19 protein-coding genes are annotated in these 17,913 nt (G+C 64.8%); 11 read left to right on the top strand and 8 right to left on the bottom strand.

The window, feature by feature from the left end; genetic code table 11:
* Positions 1-12: 12 nt before the first annotated feature.
* Positions 13-441: a hypothetical protein gene (locus tag AC1DT7_RS15245; RefSeq protein ID WP_478036875.1), complete on the bottom strand. Its 429-nt coding sequence runs from the start codon at positions 439-441 to the stop codon at positions 13-15.
* Between the two features lie 313 nt (positions 442-754).
* Here AC1DT7_RS15245 and eno point away from each other — a divergent pair, with 313 nt between their 5' ends.
* The 3 genes from eno to AC1DT7_RS15230 all read left to right on the top strand — a co-directional run bounded on the left by eno (position 755) and on the right by AC1DT7_RS15230 (position 4,242).
* Entirely contained in the window at positions 755-2,032 is a 1,278-nt protein-coding gene (gene eno, locus AC1DT7_RS15240) for a phosphopyruvate hydratase (RefSeq protein WP_478036874.1), read from the top strand.
* A 72-nt stretch (positions 2,033-2,104) separates the two neighbouring features.
* Positions 2,105-2,419, top strand: a complete 315-nt coding sequence (locus AC1DT7_RS15235) for an FtsB family cell division protein (RefSeq protein ID WP_478036873.1) — start codon at positions 2,105-2,107, stop codon at positions 2,417-2,419.
* A gap of 92 nt (positions 2,420-2,511) precedes the next feature.
* Positions 2,512-4,242, top strand: coding sequence for a DUF885 domain-containing protein (locus AC1DT7_RS15230; protein ID WP_478036872.1), 1,731 nt, complete (start codon positions 2,512-2,514; stop codon positions 4,240-4,242).
* 90 nt (positions 4,243-4,332) lie between these two features.
* Here AC1DT7_RS15230 and AC1DT7_RS15225 read toward each other — a convergent pair whose 3' ends face one another.
* Both AC1DT7_RS15225 and AC1DT7_RS15220 read right to left on the bottom strand, forming a co-directional pair.
* Positions 4,333-5,676, bottom strand: a complete 1,344-nt coding sequence (locus tag AC1DT7_RS15225; protein WP_478036906.1) for an MFS transporter — start codon at positions 5,674-5,676, stop codon at positions 4,333-4,335.
* 243 nt (positions 5,677-5,919) lie between these two features.
* A complete protein-coding gene (locus tag AC1DT7_RS15220) occupies positions 5,920-6,417 on the bottom strand; it encodes a pyridoxamine 5'-phosphate oxidase family protein (RefSeq protein ID WP_478036871.1) in 498 nt (165 codons plus the stop codon).
* A 124-nt stretch (positions 6,418-6,541) separates the two neighbouring features.
* Between AC1DT7_RS15220 and AC1DT7_RS15215 the strand changes: the two genes are divergently transcribed.
* Positions 6,542-6,880: a hypothetical protein gene (locus tag AC1DT7_RS15215; protein ID WP_478036870.1), complete on the top strand. Its 339-nt coding sequence runs from the start codon at positions 6,542-6,544 to the stop codon at positions 6,878-6,880.
* On the opposite strand, the gene AC1DT7_RS15210 is transcribed toward AC1DT7_RS15215, so the two are convergent.
* Positions 6,877-8,091 (bottom strand): alginate export family protein, encoded by a 1,215-nt coding sequence (locus tag AC1DT7_RS15210; protein WP_478036869.1) that lies wholly within the window; start codon positions 8,089-8,091, stop codon positions 6,877-6,879. The two genes, AC1DT7_RS15215 and AC1DT7_RS15210, sit on opposite strands and share 4 nt — an antisense overlap.
* Before the next feature lie 69 nt (positions 8,092-8,160).
* The gene (locus AC1DT7_RS15205; protein WP_478036868.1) at positions 8,161-9,537 is read right to left on the bottom strand and encodes a cation:proton antiporter; all 1,377 of its coding nucleotides are present in this window, start codon (positions 9,535-9,537) and stop codon (positions 8,161-8,163) included.
* Positions 9,538-9,764: 227 nt separating this feature from the next.
* Here AC1DT7_RS15205 and AC1DT7_RS15200 point away from each other — a divergent pair, with 227 nt between their 5' ends.
* The 6 genes from AC1DT7_RS15200 to yfiB all read left to right on the top strand — a co-directional run bounded on the left by AC1DT7_RS15200 (position 9,765) and on the right by yfiB (position 14,554).
* On the top strand, positions 9,765-10,013 hold the full coding sequence (locus AC1DT7_RS15200) for a type II toxin-antitoxin system Phd/YefM family antitoxin (protein ID WP_478036867.1): 249 nt from the start codon (positions 9,765-9,767) through the stop codon (positions 10,011-10,013).
* The gene (locus AC1DT7_RS15195; protein ID WP_478036866.1) at positions 10,013-10,510 is read left to right on the top strand and encodes a PIN domain-containing protein; all 498 of its coding nucleotides are present in this window, start codon (positions 10,013-10,015) and stop codon (positions 10,508-10,510) included. The genes AC1DT7_RS15200 and AC1DT7_RS15195 overlap by 1 nt, the downstream gene beginning before the upstream one ends.
* A gap of 20 nt (positions 10,511-10,530) precedes the next feature.
* Positions 10,531-12,066: a tryptophan halogenase family protein gene (locus tag AC1DT7_RS15190; RefSeq protein ID WP_478036865.1), complete on the top strand. Its 1,536-nt coding sequence runs from the start codon at positions 10,531-10,533 to the stop codon at positions 12,064-12,066.
* A gap of 216 nt (positions 12,067-12,282) precedes the next feature.
* Complete coding sequence (gene yfiR / locus AC1DT7_RS15185) at positions 12,283-12,819, top strand: regulatory sequestration protein YfiR (protein WP_478036864.1); 537 nt, start codon at positions 12,283-12,285, stop codon at positions 12,817-12,819.
* Positions 12,816-14,033, top strand: a complete 1,218-nt coding sequence (gene dgcN, locus AC1DT7_RS15180; RefSeq protein ID WP_478036863.1) for a diguanylate cyclase DgcN/YfiN — start codon at positions 12,816-12,818, stop codon at positions 14,031-14,033. Before yfiR ends, dgcN begins: the two co-directional genes overlap by 4 nt.
* A gap of 29 nt (positions 14,034-14,062) precedes the next feature.
* On the top strand, positions 14,063-14,554 hold the full coding sequence (gene yfiB, locus AC1DT7_RS15175) for an outer membrane lipoprotein YfiB (RefSeq protein WP_478036862.1): 492 nt from the start codon (positions 14,063-14,065) through the stop codon (positions 14,552-14,554).
* Here the strand turns inward: yfiB and AC1DT7_RS15170 are convergent.
* The 3 genes from AC1DT7_RS15170 to AC1DT7_RS15160 are packed head-to-tail and all read right to left on the bottom strand — an operon-like array spanning position 14,551 to position 16,856.
* Positions 14,551-14,967, bottom strand: coding sequence for a cupin domain-containing protein (locus AC1DT7_RS15170; RefSeq protein WP_478036861.1), 417 nt, complete (start codon positions 14,965-14,967; stop codon positions 14,551-14,553). The genes yfiB and AC1DT7_RS15170 overlap by 4 nt on opposite strands.
* Positions 14,964-15,785, bottom strand: a complete 822-nt coding sequence (locus AC1DT7_RS15165) for an alpha/beta fold hydrolase (protein WP_478036860.1) — start codon at positions 15,783-15,785, stop codon at positions 14,964-14,966. The genes AC1DT7_RS15170 and AC1DT7_RS15165 overlap by 4 nt, the downstream gene beginning before the upstream one ends.
* Positions 15,786-15,845: 60 nt before the next feature.
* A complete protein-coding gene (locus tag AC1DT7_RS15160) occupies positions 15,846-16,856 on the bottom strand; it encodes a phosphatase PAP2 family protein (RefSeq protein WP_478036859.1) in 1,011 nt (336 codons plus the stop codon).
* 228 nt (positions 16,857-17,084) lie between these two features.
* Between AC1DT7_RS15160 and AC1DT7_RS15155 the strand changes: the two genes are divergently transcribed.
* Positions 17,085-17,591 (top strand): hemerythrin domain-containing protein, encoded by a 507-nt coding sequence (locus AC1DT7_RS15155; RefSeq protein ID WP_478036858.1) that lies wholly within the window; start codon positions 17,085-17,087, stop codon positions 17,589-17,591.
* Positions 17,592-17,913: the final 322 nt, after the last annotated feature.

The raw sequence follows: 17,913 nt of genomic DNA, 5'->3' as shown, positions 1-17,913 counted from the left end.
GTGTCCGTTGACTCAGGCGTCGTCGCGATCGGCCGCGTCAATGCCCGACTTGATCAGCCGAACCAGCACGAAGCCGATCGCGGCAGCGGTGCCGATCGCGACCGCCGGGCTTTTCTTCACGAAGCCACGCGCATCCTCGATCAGGTCGTCGAGATTCTTCTGCTTGATGGAATCCGAAAAGCCGGAGACCGCCTCGGCGGCGCTGCGGGCATATTGGCCGTATTGCTGGCCGACCTTCTCGTCGACGGTGCCGGCCGCCTCGTTCATCATCTTGGCAAGTTCGTCGAGCACGCCGCCGGCACGAGCCTTGCCGTCCTCTGCATAGGCACGGGCCTTGTCGCCGGCCTCCTTGGTCAGCTTGGAGGCGCTGTCCTTCAGCGTCTGGGTGGCGGCCTTGGTCTCGGCCTTGAAGCGCGGGGTGGCGGTTTCTGCGGTTTCCACGGTAGGGCCTTTCTTCGGCGTTGCTGGGGCCGGCTTTGATGTCTTCGGGGCAGGCGAGGTCTTGGGGGCGGCCGCGGCTTTCGGCGCAGCCTTGCGCGGGGTCGCGGTAGTCGCGGCCTTATTCACCGGCCGAGCTGGTTTCGGGGCCTTGGGAGTTTCGTCAGCCATGCTGTCGCCCTTTTCTCGCTTGTCCATCATCAACCGGCCAGCGCAGTCCACGGTTCCATCGGTCGAGACGATTTGCCGCCGCCGATGTTAGCCGATAGAGGCTCGCCCCGTCTGCCCGGGCTTCAATCGTTAGAAGGATCATAACGTGACCGCAATCATCGACATCCACGCGCGCCAAATCCTTGACAGCCGGGGTAACCCGACCGTCGAAGTCGACGTGTTGCTCGATGACGGCTCGTTTGGTCGCGCCGCCGTTCCCTCGGGCGCGTCGACCGGCGCGCATGAGGCGGTCGAACTGCGCGATGGCGACAAGAGCGTGTATCTCGGCAAGGGCGTGCTCAAGGCGATCGAGGCAGTCAACACCGAGATCGCCGATGCGGTACTCGGCCTCGAAGCAGAGGATCAGAGCGATGTCGATCGCGCGATGATCGAACTCGACGGTACGGAGAACAAGAGCCGGCTCGGCGCAAATGCAATCCTGGGCGTCAGCCTCGCGGTCGCCAAGGCGGCGGCCGATGCGCGCGGCCTGCCGCTCTATCGCTATGTCGGCGGCGTCTCCTCGCATGTCTTGCCGGTGCCGATGATGAATATCATCAATGGCGGCGAGCATGCCGACAACCCGATCGATTTCCAGGAATTCATGGTCGTGCCGGTGGGCGCCTCGTCGATCGCTGAAGCGGTGCGCTGCGGTTCCGAGATTTTCCACACGCTGAAAAAGGGCCTGCACGACAAGGGGCTGGCGACCTCGGTCGGTGATGAGGGCGGCTTTGCCCCGAATATCGCCTCGACCAGCGATGCGCTCGATTTCATCATGAGCTCGATCGAGAAGGCAGGCTACAAGCCGGGTGACGACGTGATGATCGCGCTCGACTGCGCCGCGACCGAATTCTTCAAGAACGGCAAGTACGACATCTCGGGCGAGGGCAAGATCCTCTCCAGCCACGAGATGGCGGAATATCTCGCCGACCTGAGCCGCCGCTACCCGATCTTCTCGATCGAGGACGGCATGGCCGAGGATGATTTTGTCGGCTGGAAGGCGCTGACCGAGCTGATCGGCGATAAGGTCCAGCTGGTCGGCGACGATCTGTTCGTGACCAACCCGAAGCGGCTGAAGCAGGGCATCAAGGATGGCCTCGCCAATTCGCTGCTGGTGAAGGTCAACCAGATCGGCACCCTGACCGAGACGCTCGAGGCAGTGTCGATGGCACAGCGCGCCGGCTACACGGCGGTCATGTCACACCGCTCGGGCGAGACCGAGGATGCGACGATCGCCGACCTGGCCGTCGCCACCAACTGCGGGCAGATCAAGACCGGCAGCCTCGCGCGCTCGGACCGGCTCGCCAAGTACAACCAACTCATCCGTATCGAGGAAGAGCTGGACGAGGCGGCCGTCTATGCCGGACGGTCCATCCTTCGGGTGTGATTGTGCTTGATTTCGGTCGAGTAGGTGAAATTCCTGCTTGATCCGCGAGTCGCGACCTGCGAGAATCGTGGAATGGCAAAGCGTTCCACGTTCCGCACCATGCTCCGCCGCGCCGGCCCTCCGGCCGCGTTGCTGATCGTGGGCGCGTTTTTCGGGGGCTATGCTATCATGGGCCCGAACGGCGCGCTCGCCTATGGCGACATCCAGCGCCAGCTGGACAAGCGCCAGAGCGAGCTCTCCGTGCTGGAGAAGCAGCGCGTCGAGCTGAAGAACCGCGTCGCGCTGCTCGACCCGCGCCATGCCGATCCTGACATGGTCGACGAGCTGGCGCGCAAGAAGCTCAACGTGGTGCATCCCGACGACATGATCGTCGACCTGGGCAAATAGCCTCTCCACGCTGCGGGTGGCATTCTGCCGGACTGGCGCGCCTCGCGCGAAACTGCCAGCATCCCGCGATAGCGAATCAAAAGGGAGCGGGTATGCGCAGGATATTGCTTGCCGGGATCGCCTTGCTGGCGGTCACGGCATGCGGGCCGTCTGGGACGAAGCCCATCACCAACGACGCCGAGCTGGTACTGCCGACGACCGACTGGCCGGCGTTCCGCGATGCCTTTATCGAAGGGTGGTTCAAGCTCGATCCGGCGAACGCGGTCTATCAGGGGCGGCATGATTTCGACGGCGGGCTGGGCGACTGGAGCGAGGCGGGACTCAAGCGCCAGGCCGATTTCCTGCGCGCCTCGATCATCAAGGCGTCCGCCTTCGATGCGGCCAAGCTGAGCAAGCAGGATGCGTTCGAGCGCGATTATCTGGTGAAGGTCGCCGAAGGAAAGCTATTCTGGCTGACCGATGCCGATCAGCCGCACACCAACCCGGCCTGGTATATCGGCGCCGGGCTCGACCCGAACGTCTATATCGCGCGCAACTATGCCGATGCGCCGACGCGGATGAAGGCGATGATCAAGTTCCTGCGCCAGATCCCCGGCGCGGCGGCGAATATCCGGACCAATCTTAAGACGCCGATGCCGCTGAGCTTCATCGACTACGGCGTGGCGGGCTTCAACGGCTTTGCCGATTATTATACCGGCGACGCGAAAAAGGCGTTTGCCGGCGTGCAGAGCCCGGTGCTGCAGGACGAGTTCACCCAGGTATCGACGGCCGCCGCCAAGTCGATGCACGACCTGGCGGGTTACCTCGACGGCCAGCGCGCCACCGCGACGCAGGGCTTTGCACTGGGTGCCGACAAATTCTCGCGCATGGTCAAGATGACCGAGGGCGTCGATGTGCCGCTCGACCAGCTCGAGGCGGCGGGCAGGGCCGACATGAAGCGCAACCAGGATGCGTTGAAGGCGGCCTGCGCTCAGTTCGCGCCGGGCGCGACCATCCCGGCCTGCATGGCGAAGATGAACGCCAACAAGCCAGAAGGCGGGCCGGTCGCCGAGGCGCGGCGGCAGATCCCCGAGCTCAAGGCGTTCGTGATCGCCAAGGACATCGTCTCGATCCCCGATGCCGAACAGGCGCTGGTCGAGGAGAGCCCACCCTATAACCGGCAGAATTCCGCGTATATCGACCCGCCGGGGCCGTTCGAGAAGGGCATTCCCTCGGTCTATTATATCTCGCCGCCCGACCCGAGCTGGACCAAGGCGGTGCAGGACGCGTTTGTGCCGGGCAAGATGGACCTGCTGTTCACCTCCGTGCACGAAGTGATGCCGGGGCATTTCCTCCAGTTCCGCCACGCGAATAAATCGCCTTCGCTCTTCGGTCGGCTGTTCGTCGGTTACGCTTACGCGGAAGGCTGGGCGCATTATGCCGAGGAGATGATGTGGGACGCCGGGCTGAACAATGGCGACCCGGAGACCCATGTCGGCCAGCTCTCCAACGCGCTGCTGCGCAACTGCCGCTATCTCTCGGCGATCGGACTTCACGCGCGGGGCATGACCCAGGAACAGTCACGCAAGATGTTCGTCGACGAGTGCTATCAGGACGAGGGCAACGCCAAGCAGCAGTCGGCCCGCGGAACCTATGATCCGGCCTATCTCAACTACACCATGGGCAAGCTGATGATCCGCAAGCTGCGTGACGATTGGACTGCGACCCATGGCGGGCGGCAGGGGTGGAAGGCGTTCCACGACCAGTTCCTCAGCTATGGCGGCCCGCCGATCCCGCTGGTGCGCAAGGCGATGATGGGGGGCGATGGGAAAGCGGTGTTTTGAGCGGGGCAGGCTCGCCCGTCCGCTGGCTTGGGCTTGCCAAGTGAGCTGTCGCGGCGAGCACCCGTCCGGTCATTTCGAGCGAGGTTAGGCTTAGCGGTTCTGCGCTTCGGGTTGGACATTCTCCGCCTCTTCGGGCCGCGGGTTGCGGATCGAGGGGCGGAGGCGCGCGACACTGCACAGCCCGGCGACCACCGCGAGGCTTGCCGACACCATCGGCGGGATTCGGCCCTCGCCGATGCCGAGCGCGAGCAGCGCCGCGACCAGGGTCGCCCCCGTGGTCTGTCCGGCGAGCCGGACGGTCGAGACAAGCCCGCCTGCGGCGGCGGCGCGCTCGCGCGGGGCCGACCCGACCAGAAGCCGGGCATTGGGCGGCAGGTAGAGACCAAATCCCGATCCGCACAGAGCCATGCGCCAGGCGACATCGAACAGGCTCGGGTCGGCCGGCATGAAGGCGAGTAGCAGCAGTGCGACGATCGATATGCTCATGCCGATGCCGCCCAGGATGCCGGCGGGCACCCGGTCCGACAGGAAGCCGGCTGCCGGCGCGACGATCATGTTGGTCAGCGGCCAGGGCGCGATCGCCGCCCCGATCGCCGCAGCGCTGAAGCCAAGGGCATGGAGGCGGAACGGCGTCGAGATGAGCAGCGTCATCGAGGCCGTGAAGGCGACGAAGCCGCCGATGGCGGAAAGGGCCAGCACCGGTCGCACCAGCAGGTCGATCGGCAGGATCGGGTTGGGCTCGCCCCGCTCGCGCCTGACGAAATAGATGCCGACGAGAATGCCGACGACGACGATGGCGGCGGAGACGACCGGGCTGTCGCCATGCACCATGCTCTCCAGCCCGCCGATGACGAGGCCGAACATCGAGGCGCACAGCACCGCGCCGAAAATGTCGAAGGTGGCATGGCGCGCGCGGGGATTGGGAATAGCGCGGCCGAGGGCTAGGCTGATCAGCGCGAACGGCACCGCGCTGGCGAAGACCCAGGGCCAAGGCGCCACGGACAGGATCAGGCCGCCGATCGTCGGCGCGATCGCGGCGGAACTCGTCACGACGACCGAGTTGATGCCGAGCCCCCGGCCGAGCTGGTTCGACGGGTAGATCTGTCGGATCAGCGCCGAGGATACGCTCAGCACGCCGGCGGCGCCGATGGCTTGCACCGCCCGCACGATCAGCAGGAACGGCAGGCTCTTGGCGAAGAAGCAAAGGATCGTGGCGATGGTGAAGATCGCCTGGCCCGCCTGATAGGCATTGCGGAGCCCGATACGCTCGCCAAGCCCGGCAAAGGGTAGCAGCAGCATCACCAGCATCACCTGATAGACGGTGACCACCGAGACGACGGCGCTCTGCCCGACGCCTAGGTCGCGGGCGATGGTCGGCAGCGCCACATTCGCGACGCCGCCATCGATGATGACGAGCGCCGACCCGAAGGACATCGCGGCGATGGCGTAATAGCGACGCGGGAAGGGCAGGCCGTCGCCCGTATTATGCTTGTCCGGCTCCTGCCGGCGGAAGAAGCCAAGGGCGAAACCCTGGGCGCCGGACGTGCCTGCCGCGCCGGTGTCCGCAGAAGGAGAGGGCGGAGTCGTCACGCGCGGCCTATGCGACAAGATGGACGATTTGGGAAATGTTTAGGGAGGGCGGGGCGCCAGATGCGCACCCGCCCTCGAAGGCGATGCTCAGGTGAGCGAGATTTCTGCGACCTTGTCCTTGTAATCCTGCTTGGGGTCGATGCCGAGCAGCATCTTCGCGCCGGCGAACAGGCTCGAACCGTTGAGCCATACCTGCGCCCGTTCCGGATCGAGCCGGAGCAGCTGGAGCTTCGGATCGTCCTTGCCGCCTTCGAACCAGGCCGCGACGAACGGATTCCACAGCCGGTCGACTACGGCGCGATCGTTGGACAGCGACAGCGTGCCGTGAATGCTGGCGAACAGGTCATGCCCCTTTGACGCAAAATGGGCGAGCGCGCGGCTGCCCTGGCCCTCGCGCAGTTCCTTGGTCAGATCAGCTTCCTTGGAGGTGAAGAACCAGATCGGACCAGCGTCTTCGTCGCCATCGAGCTGGGCCGTCATCGGCTGCGCATGGCCATCCTCGACTCCGTCGAGCCCGAGCATCAGCGTCATGTCGGAGCGGAGGGCCTTCCAGAATTTGGCGGTGATGTCCTGTGTGTCGGTCATGGCGGTTTCCTTGATGTTGCCGCACCCGAACGGGCGGGCGTTCGTCGCGGTTCCCGCTGATCTGACCGTTCGCCTGTCGATCGGTACTTGCTGCGATGCAGCATTTTATTGTATGGCGACGCTCATGAAGCTACCCATCGAGAGCGACAAGGCGGCCCCGCAGGGTCCGGTCCCGACCATTTTCGAGGCGATCGTGCGCAAGCGCTGCGTGGTCGCGACCTACAACCGCGTCACGATGACGCTGGCGCCGCACGTGATCTACACGAAGCATGGCGACCTGTTCATCGACGCGGTCGCCCTCGAAAAGGACGGCAAGCCGCCCCGCGAGGAGAAGATCGGCACGTTCAAGCTCGCCGGCCTCAACGAGCTGCAGCTTACCGAGCGCGAATTCCCCGCGAGCACGCTGTTCCACGCCAATGACGCGAAATATGTCGAGGCGTTGATCGCGGTCGAAGCGGCTTAAAGAACCCACTCCACCGACAGGAAGCCCTTGGTCGTATCGGTCTGGAACCGGTCGGCCTTGTAGCGTGCGAGCCGGGCGGCCACGACGAAGCGCTGCAGCTTCGCCTGGGCGAGCAGATCGAGTTCATCGCCATAATGCTGCGACAGGCGGTCGCTGTCGAAATGGTGCCAGGTCGCTCCGATCCCGACGCCGCTGACCGGGCCCCTTGTCTTCCAGTTCGCGCCCAGGGTTCCGTAGAGATCGCGTACGCCGTTGGGTGGTGTGGTGGCGAACTTGCTGGCCCAGCCCTGGAAGCGGAACAGCGAGGCGAGGGGAGTCTGGAAGCTGGTCAGCGCCGTGCCGCCATCGGCGCCCAGCACTTCATAACCGGCGGTTGCTGCGATCACCTTGCCGCTCACGGTACCTTCGGCGAGATAATAGTGCGCGGCGTAGCGGTTGGGGTTGCGGTGATAGTCACTCTGTCGCGCGGCGCTGGCGATATAGCCTAGCTTCCAGCCCGGCGCGACCGGCCGGCTGCCCGCGAAGCGTACGCCATAGCTCTGGCTCGACAGGCGAAAGCCCTGCAACGCCGCCAGATCCTGATCGACGAGATAGGCGAAACCGGTGAGCGTGCCGACCGGGGCGGCGTAGCTGACCAAGCCGAACCAGTTGCTGCCCTGCACCGAGGTGGGGCGGGCACCGGTGCCGTCCACGCCGTTCACGGTGCGGACGCTCCAGACATAGATTGCGTCGATGCTGAGGCGGGGAACGCCCGCCCACGTCACGCGCACCGCGTCGAAATTCTGCTCGTTCTGACGCCAGGGTGCCGGGCCGACGAAACGCTGGTCGGCCAGGTCGAGCACCTGCCGCCCCGCGGTGATGCTCGTCTTGTGCGCCGCGTAACGGATCTGGGCGCGGTTGAGCTCGATATTCTGCGGGTCGCCAACCACCGGCAGCGGGCGGCCGTTGAGCCCGTCATTATAATGATTGTCGATGCCGATCGTGGCTTCGCTCTCGACCAGTGCGGACCAGGGGCCGGTGCTCGCCTGCACCCCGCTGCGAACGCGCAGGGTGGCGGCATCCGCCTTGTCGGCGATGCCGTCCTGATCGACATGCTCGTAGCGCAGGCGCGCGTCGATCAGCGGCTCCAGCGTCACGTCCTGCGCCTGGGCGGTCTGAGCGCACGCTCCCAGCGCCACGAGCCCGAGGGCTCGTGTCATCATCCTGCTCATGGGCAATCCTTGATCGGTAAGGGGAGCGGGCGGCTGGTTGTGGGGGCCGCCCGCTCCAGGGGGCAGCTCTTAGGCTGGATTGGCGACGAGGCCGCCGTCGATCGCGCCGAGTTCGCCGGAGGCACGCGCCTCGCGGCCATAGACCAGTTCGAACAGCGGGCCCGCCATCATGGTGGTGACGATCGCCATCAGCACGAGCATCGAGAACAGCGTCGGACCGATAATACCCTTTTGCAGGCCGATATTGATGATGATCAGCTCCATCAGCCCGCGCGAGTTCATCAGCGCGCCGATGCCGAGCGAGGTGCGATTGTCCTCGCCTGCGATCCGTGCCGCCAGGTAGCAGGCGCCGCCCTTTGCGAGGATCGAGGCGATCAGCACGCCGAGCGCGATCAGCAGGAGTGCGGGCGAGTTGACCATGTCCATCCGGGTGTTGAGGCCCGAATAGGTGAAGAACATCGGCAGCAGCAGCACGACGGCGAGCGGCTCGACCTTCTTCTTCAGTTCCTCGACGAACAGGCCGCGCGGCATGACGACGCCCAGGATGAAGCCGCCGAAGATCGCATGGATACCGATTGCGTCCATCAGGAAGGCGGAGGCGCAGAACAGCATCAGCGTGATGGCGAGTACGGTCACGCTCATCTCTCCGGCGCGCTCGACCGCCCGGCCGAGCGGCGCCAGCAGGCGCTGGCCGAACAGGATGATGAAGGCGGCATAGGCAACGCCCCCGCCGATCGCGAGCACCGCGACGCCAGGGCCTGCCCCGAAGGTCGCCAGCACGACAGCGAGCACGCACCACGAAACGGCATCGTCGAACGCACCCGCGGTCAGCGACAGGGTGCCGAGCGCGGTGTCGGCGAGCCCGCGCTCGTTGATAATTCGCGCCAGCATCGGGAAGGCGGTGAGCGCGATGCAGGCGCCCATGAACAGGGTGGCGTTGGCGGTCGAGATGCCCGGCGCGAACAGCCCCGGCACGCCGAGCAGGAGCGGCGTGATCAGGAACGCGATCAGGAACGGCGCGGCGATGCCGGCAAAGGATACGCCCATCGCACTCTTCGCCTTGGACTTGAACTTGTCGAGCCGCAGCGTGGTGCCGACCAGGAACATGTACAGACCGACGCCGAGTTGTGCGCCGGCGTAGAGCACGTTGCGCGTCTCCTTGGGGAACAGCTCCAGCTGAGCGCCCGGGAAGAACAGCCCGAGAAGCGATGGGCCGAGGATCACGCCGGCGATCATCTCGCCGACGACCTGGGGTTGTCCGAGGAACTTCTTGCCGGCCCAGCCGACGACCCGGCACGCCAGCAGGATCACCGCAAGCTGGAGGAAGAAGTGAACGCTGAAGTCGCCCGGCGTATAGCTTGCGGCCGAGGCCGGAACGGCAGGCCCATGCGCGGACAAGGTGCCGCCGACTGTCGACCAGATACTATCGATGACCGCGTTGGCCATATGATTTTCCCCCTCCTGAATTCGGGTTTTCCCCGGCAATTCCCGTTGCCTGTTCACGATGGGGGCGAAATTCGGGACGTCGCGCAACAGGAAAATGCGGCCTGGCAGCCGCTCCCCGTCATTTTTCGGTCATGGGCATACGAGGTGTTGCGGTGGAGGCACAGAGTAGTAATGTGCCTACAAGTTAGCGTGAACATTATAGGCATGTAGGTACAGGAATCGGCCCAATGAAGCTCGTCTCAAGCCGCGATTTCAACCAGGATGTTACCGCTGCGAAGCGCGCCGCGCGACTCGAGCCGGTGTTCGTCACCGACCGGGGCAAACCCACTCACGTGCTGATGAGCATCGATGCCTTCCGCCAGCTTACCGGGCAGACCGAAACGATCGTCGACCTGCTCGCCATGCCAGACCTGCCGGACATCGACCTGGCGGGCAGCGCGCATGAGGCGTGGAGCAGGCAGGAGGGGATCGGCTGATGTATCTGCTCGATACCGGCGTGGTGTTCGAACTGCGCAACGCCCGCGCCGGGAAGACCGATCCGCGCTTCGCGGGCTGGGCGGCGGGCCTCGCCCGGCAGAGCCTGTTCATCTCTGCGCTGACCCTGCTCGAACTGGACAGCGGCGTCGCGCGCACTGCGCAGCGGGACAAGGCGGGCGGCGCTGCGCTGCGCCAGTGGATCGACAACCAGGTGCTGGGCGCCTTTGACGGGCGGATCCTGCCGGTCGACACGGCGATCGTGCGGCGGCGCACTCAATTGCCCTATGCCGATGCGCGCGACGGGCTGCTTGCGGCGACCGCCGTGGAGCACGGGCTGATCCTGGCGACGCGCCATCCCGGCTCCTTCAAGGCCGGCCGGGTCAAGCTGGTCAATCCCTGGGCCTATACGCCCGAGGTCGCCGAGGATGACGGTGACTGGCGACAGGCGGCAAAGGCGGGGCCGCTTTGGCTCAAAAACCTGTTCGTCAGGGCATGATCATGGGGCAAGACGGCAGCATGGACCGGAAGCGCAGCATATTGATCGTCGGCGGCGGCACGGCCGGCTGGATGACGGCGGCCTATCTCGCCAAATATCTCGAGCTCTCCGGCAATGAACGGCTCGAGATCAGGCTGCTCGAATCGCCGGAAATCGGCATCATCGGCGTGGGCGAGGGGACCTTCCCCACGATCCGCAACACGCTTCAGTTCATCGGCATCGACGAGAGCCGGTTCATTCGCGAAACCTCGGCCACTTTCAAGCAGGGCATCCGCTTCATCGACTGGGTGCGTACCCCGAAGGAAGGGGAGCACAGCCACTTCTTCCATCCGTTCGAGGCGCCCTTCCATGCCGAGGGCGTCAGCCTGGTGCCCTATTGGCTGCTCCAGGACGAGAAGACGCGCCGGCCCTTTGCCGAGGCGATGACGATCCAGAACCGCGTGGCGGAGGCGCAGCGCGGGCCGAAGGGGGCGGGCGAGGGCGATTTCGCCGGGCCGCTCAGCTATGCCTATCATTTCGACGCGACGATGCTGGCGAATGTCCTGGCGGAGCGCGCACGTGCGCTTGGCGTCGTTCATCTCCAGGGACTGCTCAACCATGTCGAGATCGACGATACCGGGGCGATTGACCATGTCGTCGCGGCGGAACACGGGCGGCTCGACGCCGACCTCTATATCGATTGCACCGGTTTCCGGGCGGAACTGATCGGGCGGGCGTTGAAGGCACCGTTCAAATCGGTGCGTCCCGTCCTGTTCACCGATCGGGCACTTGCCTGCAAGATCCCCTATGACCGGCCCGACGCACCGATTGAGAGCTATACCATCGCCGCTGCGCACGAGGCTGGGTGGACCTGGGACATCGGGTTGAACGGTGCGCGCGGAATCGGCTGCGTCTATTCGAGCGACCATGTTTCGGACGATCGCGCGGCGGAAATCCTGCGGGATTATATCGGCCCGCGCGAGCAGGAGATCGTACCGCGCCGTATCCTGTTCGAACCTGGCTATCGTGAGCGGCAATGGGTGAAGAACTGCGTCGCGGTCGGGCTGTCGGGCGGGTTCCTAGAGCCGCTCGAATCCACCGGCGTGCTGGTGATCGAGGCAGCGATCGGCATGATCGCGGAGATGTTCCCGCACAACGGCCCGGTCGATGCCCCGGCGCGCCGCTTCAACGAGCTGATGGCCGCGCGCTACGACAATATCGTCAATTTCCTGAAGCTGCATTATTGCCTGAGCCAGCGCACCGAGCCCTTCTGGCGCGATAATGCCGATCCGGCGTCGATCCCCGAGCGGCTGGCCGAGATGCTCGATCAGTGGCGGCACCGACCGCCGGGCCGGTTCGACTTCACGCTCGATCTCGAATCCTTCGCCTTCTTCAACTATCAGTACATCCTCTACGGCATGGAGTTCAGGACCGACCTGGCACCGAGCCGAAGCGATTTTCCCAATGTGGGCGCGGCCGAGAAGACCTTCGCACGTATCAGGAATTTCGGGGAGCGCGCCACGCTCGACCTGCCGGGGCACCGGGCCCTGATCCAGCAGATCAACGGGGCCCGCTAGATGCCCCTTGCCGTTCGTCGCATATCCCGGCTGGCGTGGCCGGTTGCGCTTGCCAGCCGTCGGGAAGCGTCTGTATGGCCGTGACGCTGTCGTAACCACTTGTGTAACCATTATCATCAGCCCGTTGTATAACCAAGCCACTCTAGCCCCGCGATCCGCGCGCGCCCGTCAGGAAAATATGGTTGTGCGCGTGGCCAAGGTCCTGGGGCGGTGCTGATGCCGATCGCGTTGATCGCGTCGCTCCTCTCGACATCGCCGATTCCGACCGGCTTCACCGTGCGGACCCGGACTGCGGCCGGGCCCGACCAGCAGGCGCGTGCGGTCGCGCGCATGGTTGGCGGGATCATCAGCTATACGCGCTGGCCGGGCGAACCGGCGCCGGCGACACGGTTGTGCGTGATGGGCAGGGCGCGGTTCGCCGGCCGGCTCGGCGAGGCGAGCGAGGTCGCGGGACGCGCCGTCTCGGTCAATTATCTTGCGGATAGTGCGACAGTCGCTCAGACATGCGACGTGCTGTATCTCGGCACGCTGGCCGCTGGCGTCGCACAGCAGGCGATTGCCTCCATTCGCAGGCGGGGCGTTCTGTCCATCGCCGAATCCGACCCGGCATGCCGCGGCGGCACGATGTTCTGTCTCGAAGTCGATAGCGGGGAAGTATCCTTTCGACTGAGCGTCGACGCGATTTCCCGCGGAATGGTGCGGGTCGATCCGCGCGTGTTGCGTCTCTCCGATGCCAGTGAGGACGAGTCGTGAGTCGGGCTGTTCGCCCCTTGCCCACGCTTCGTGCGGTGCTTGCGCGGGTGCATTTTCGCGTCACGCTGTTCGCGGTCGGCATCGCTGGACTGACGGTGCTGCTTGCCGGCTTCGCGACGATCACCGGCTATGCCCAGCAAAACCTGCGCCTGATCGCCCAGTCGGCCAGCTACACCGTCGCGCCCGCCGTCATCTTCGACGATCCCGACGCAGCGCGTGAAAGCATTGCGCCGCTCGCTGCCGCCGAGGGCGTGGCCGAGATCACCGTGATCGCCAAACGCAGTGGGGCGCCACTTGCCCGGCTGGGCAATGGGCGGCATCATCGCGATGTCCTCGGCATCGACGGGCTGACCGAAAGGCTCGTCTTCCCAACGGTCGTTACCGCGCCGGTGCTCCATCGCGGCGTCACGATCGGCGAGGTGCGCGTGCGGGGCGATCCGGTGGTCGTCGCCGGCTATATTCGTAACGGGCTGGCCGGTGCCCTGGCCTGTCTCGTGATCACCGCGATCGCGACGCATTTCCTCGCCAGCAGGCTCCAGCAGAGCGTGATCGGACCGCTGCGCCAGATTGCCGCGGTGGCACATGGCGTGCGCGAGGACCGCAGCTTTGGTCGCCGCGCCCCACCCGCCAAGATCGCCGAGATCGATTCGCTTGGCGACGATTTCAACGCGCTGCTCGACGAGCTCGACGAATGGCACGCGCATCTGCGCCGCGAGCATGAGGAACTGAGCCACCAGGCGCGGCACGACACGCTGACCGACCTGCCGAACCGGGCCGTTTTCGAACAGCATCTGGCGGTATCGGTCGATCGGGCGCTGAGCGACGGTGAGCCTTTTGCGATCCTCTATATCGACGGGAATGGCTTCAAGGCTGTGAATGACCGACATGGTCATGCAGCGGGCGATCATGCGCTGGTGGAGATCGCGGCGCGGCTGAAGTCGTCGATCCGCGCTCAGGACATCGCGGCGCGCCTCGGTGGCGACGAGTTTGCCGTGCTGCTCCCGGCGCCCAGCGGTCGCGAGGCTGTAACCCGCGTATGCGAAGGCCTGATGGAGCGCATGGCAACGCCGATCCTCCTGCCGTCGGGCGAGACGATCTTCCTGAGTCTCAGCGTCGGTTCGGCGGTGTCTCCGGAAGATGGAAGGGATGCCGTGACGCTGCTCAAGACGGCCGATGCCGCCATGTACGCGAGCAAGCAGGCGCGCACGCAATGATCATGAACAAAGGGAAAGATGCTTCGACCATGATGTCCCGACCGCTTTCGAAGATGCTGCTCGGCATTGGCCTGATGATGCTGGCTGCATGCCAGACCATGGCCGATCATGGCGGCTGGAGCAGGGCGCAGGTGGCCGCGCTTCGCGCCGAGGGTTTCGCGAAGACGGACCGGGGCTGGGAGTTCGGCATGCAGGACCGGCTGCTGTTCGCGACCGATGCAAGCGATATCCGGGCCGAGCAGGTGGGGGTCATCCGCGGCATCACCGGGCGGCTGGTCGCGGTCGGCATCCACCGCGCCCGTGTCGAGGGGCACGCCGACGACACCGGAACGGCGCGCCACAATGAGGCGCTGTCTCAGCGCCGGGCCGATGCAGTGGCGGATGCCATGGCGGGCGGCGGCATCCCGCGCGGGAATATCCTCACCGAGGGGCTGGGTGACCGGTATCCGATCGAGAGCAACGCTACCGTGGAGGGCCGTCAGGAGAACCGCCGCGTCGTGATCCTGATCGCTTCGCCCTAACGCGGCGACCAGCCTGATGCGGCAAGCTCGAAGCCGGCGAATTCGAAAGCCGGCGTGACCACGCAGCTCACCAGCGCCCAGCCGAGCTGTGCCTCGGCCGCCTGCCAGGCATTGGCCGGCACGATCGCCTGGGGCAATTGCCCCGCCAGCACGTCACCGCCGAGCAGATGCTCCCGCGGTGTGCCGTCGTCGATCAGCAGCCGGAGCGGGCTACCGGTATGCCATAGCCAGAGTTCGGCGGCGTCGACCCGGTGCCAGTGTGAGCTCTGGCCGAGATCGAGCAGGAACAGGATAGCCGTCGCCAGCCCGCGCCCCTGGTTGGGCGCGGGCTGGCGGAAGGTCTCGCGATACCATCCGCCCTCGGGATGAGGCGTTAGTCCCAGCCGGGCGATGAGGGCGGTGGCGTCGCTCATGCCTTGATGAAGCCGAGGATGTCGGCGTTGAGAACATCCGCGTGCACCGTCAACATGCCGTGCGGATAGCCCGGATAGATTTTCAGCGTCGGTTTCTGCACCAGCTCGGCGGAGAGCAGCGCCGCGTCCTTATAGGGCACGATCTGATCGTCATCGCCGTGCAGGATCAGGCACGGCACGTCGATCTTCTTCAGGTCCTCGGTGAAGTCGGTTTCCGAAAACACCTTGATGCATTCGTAATGCGCCTGGGCGGAACCCATCATGCCCTGCAGCCACCAATGATCCATCACGCCCTGCGAGGTCGTCGCCCCCTCACGGTTGAAGCCGTAAAAGGGGAACGGCACGTTTTTGTAGAATTCCGCCCGGTTCGCTGCGAGCTGGTTCCTCAGATCGTCGAACACCTCGATCGGCAGGCCGCCGGGGTTGGATTCCTTCTTGATCATCACGGGCGGGACGGCACTGACCAGCACCGCCTTGGCGACGCGCGACGTGCTGTGACGGCCGAGATAACGGGCGACTTCGCCGCCGCCGGTCGAATGGCCGATATGGATCGCGTCCTTCAGGTCCAGCGCCGCGGTCAGTTCCGCGACGTCGTCGGCATAGGTGTCCATGTCGTTGCCGAAGGACGGCTGGCTCGAACGGCCATGGCCGCGGCGATCATGCGCGATCACCCGATAGCCCTGGGCGAGGAAGAACAGCATCTGGCTGTCCCAGTCGTCGGCGGTCAGCGGCCAGCCATGGTGGAAGACGATGGGCTGGCCCGTCCCCCAGTCCTTGTAGAAGATGTCGGTGCCGTCCTTGGTGGTGATCGTGCTCATGGCGGTCTCCTCAGGATGAGATGATCGCGCGCTGGTTTCCACGTCGCGATGACCGGGGTTTTATACCCGCATCATGACACTATCCATCCTCCCGATGGACGGTCCGATCGATGATCGATGTGCTTCGAGCAGCCGGACCAGCGCGATTCCCACGATCGCGACCAGCGCCCCCGCGATCATGTCCGACAGATAGTGCGTGCCCTCTACCGGTGTGGACAGGAGCATCGCGACGTTGAGCAGGGTGAGCGGCCAGCGCAGCCGGCGGAACGGCCAGGCGGCGGCGATATAAAGCACCGCGCTCGCGGTGTGGAAGCTCGGCGCCGAGACGAGTCCCCGCAGGTTACCGAGATCGACATGGCTCATCAGGTGAAGGCGCAGTTCCGGGATGATCGTCGACTCGGAAAGCTCGCTGACCGGCATATAGGGGATCGGTCCCTGCCACAGAAAGGCGAGGGGGCCTTCGGCCGGGATGAAGCGAAACAGGATCAGCGAGATCACCGCGGCCACCCAGAAGGACGCGATGAACGATCGAGCCGCCGCCCGGTGGTCGCGCCAGGCGAAATAGCCGAGCAGCAACGCGGGGCTCAGGAAGATGCTCTGATAGGCGGCGATGCCGAGCAGCTGGAGCGACCGGTGCGCCGCGACCAGATCATACCAGGCGATCCAGTTGAAGTGCAGCATCGCATCGATGCGCTGCAGCGTCGGGTCGATGAAGCCGTGGCTGCCGGCGGAGAGCGGATAGGTCGCGGTCGCGCCCATCAGAGAGATCAGGGTGAACAGGCCGAAATATTCGGCGATGTCGCGCGCGATACGACGGCCACGGGTCGGCGCATGGCGCAGCGCGTAGCGGGTCGCGGCGGTGATGATGCCAAGCACGGAGAAGAGGACCGTGCTTTTCGCCCATGGATCGATCCTGAGCCCCTGCCACGCCATTAGCGTTATCAGCGCGACGAGGCTGAGCAGGGTGCCGCCCGCGACCCATGCGCCAGGGATGACATAGGCGGCATTGTCGGAATGTGCGGGGTTGGAAAGCCGTGTGGCCCGGAAGGTCGATCGAGAGAAGTGGAGCAAGCGCGTGCCTCGAATGGGGCGACGTGGGAACGCGCCTGGAACCTGGTTCACGATCGCCGTGATGTGGCGTCAATAGCGTGAACTAATTGTGACGTCCCCATGAACTTGTCGTTTGAGCGATAATTCCTGATCTGAATCAAGACGCCCCGCTAACGACTCGCAAGAGGGCGGACTCGCGGAACGAACCCGACGCGGTTGCGGTTGAATCCGCAGACAGCAGGAGGTTTTATGGCCGATACGAAACAGGATGCGATCGCTCTCCTCAAGGCGGATCACCGCACAGTCGAGGAATTGTTCGAGCAATATGAAGGCGCGACCGGCTCCGCGAAAAAGCGGAAGATCGCGACCCAGATATGCCTTGAAATCACGGTCCATGCCCAGATCGAGGAGGAGATCTTCTATCCGGCGTGCGAGGGCAAGATCGAGGAAGACCTGCTCAAGGAAGCCTATGTCGAGCATGACGGCGCGAAGGTGCTGATCGCGGAGATCGAGGCGGGCAGCCCCGACGACGAATATTATGACGCGAAAGTGAAGGTGCTGTCCGAGCAGATCGAGCACCATGTCGAGGAAGAGGAAAAGCGCATGGAGGGCATGTTCTCCCAGGCGCGGCACGCCGGGCTCGACATGGATGCGCTCGGTGAGCAGTTGCGCACCCGCAAGGAGGAACTGGTGTCGGCCTATAAGGCGGGACTCCCCAAGCCCGAGACGACTACGCTCGACGTAGTGACTGTGTAGCAGTGTGCGGCATGCCCTGCGTTCCGGTGCATGAAGGACGCGGGGCATCGCTCGGCATCCGATACCTGACGATGCTGGCGGGCCAGCCCCGCCTAGTATCGAGACCGAGAACCGAGAGAATAATTAAGCGGGTACTCTAACCTGGATCAGGTACAATATTGGCGCACGTCAATCTGCAAATGGAACGGCCCGCTTTTCCGCGTGTTGTCCTAGTATCGAAACAATCGAGAGGAGCGTGTCGTGGGTAAAGGTATCTTGCTATGGTTGATCGGCATTCCGCTCCCGATCATCATTCTGTTGCTGATCTTCTGGCACTGATCGG

This window comes from Sphingomonas sp. P3_C6 (assembly GCF_056402595.1).
This window is presented reverse-complemented; position numbering and strand designations above follow the sequence as displayed.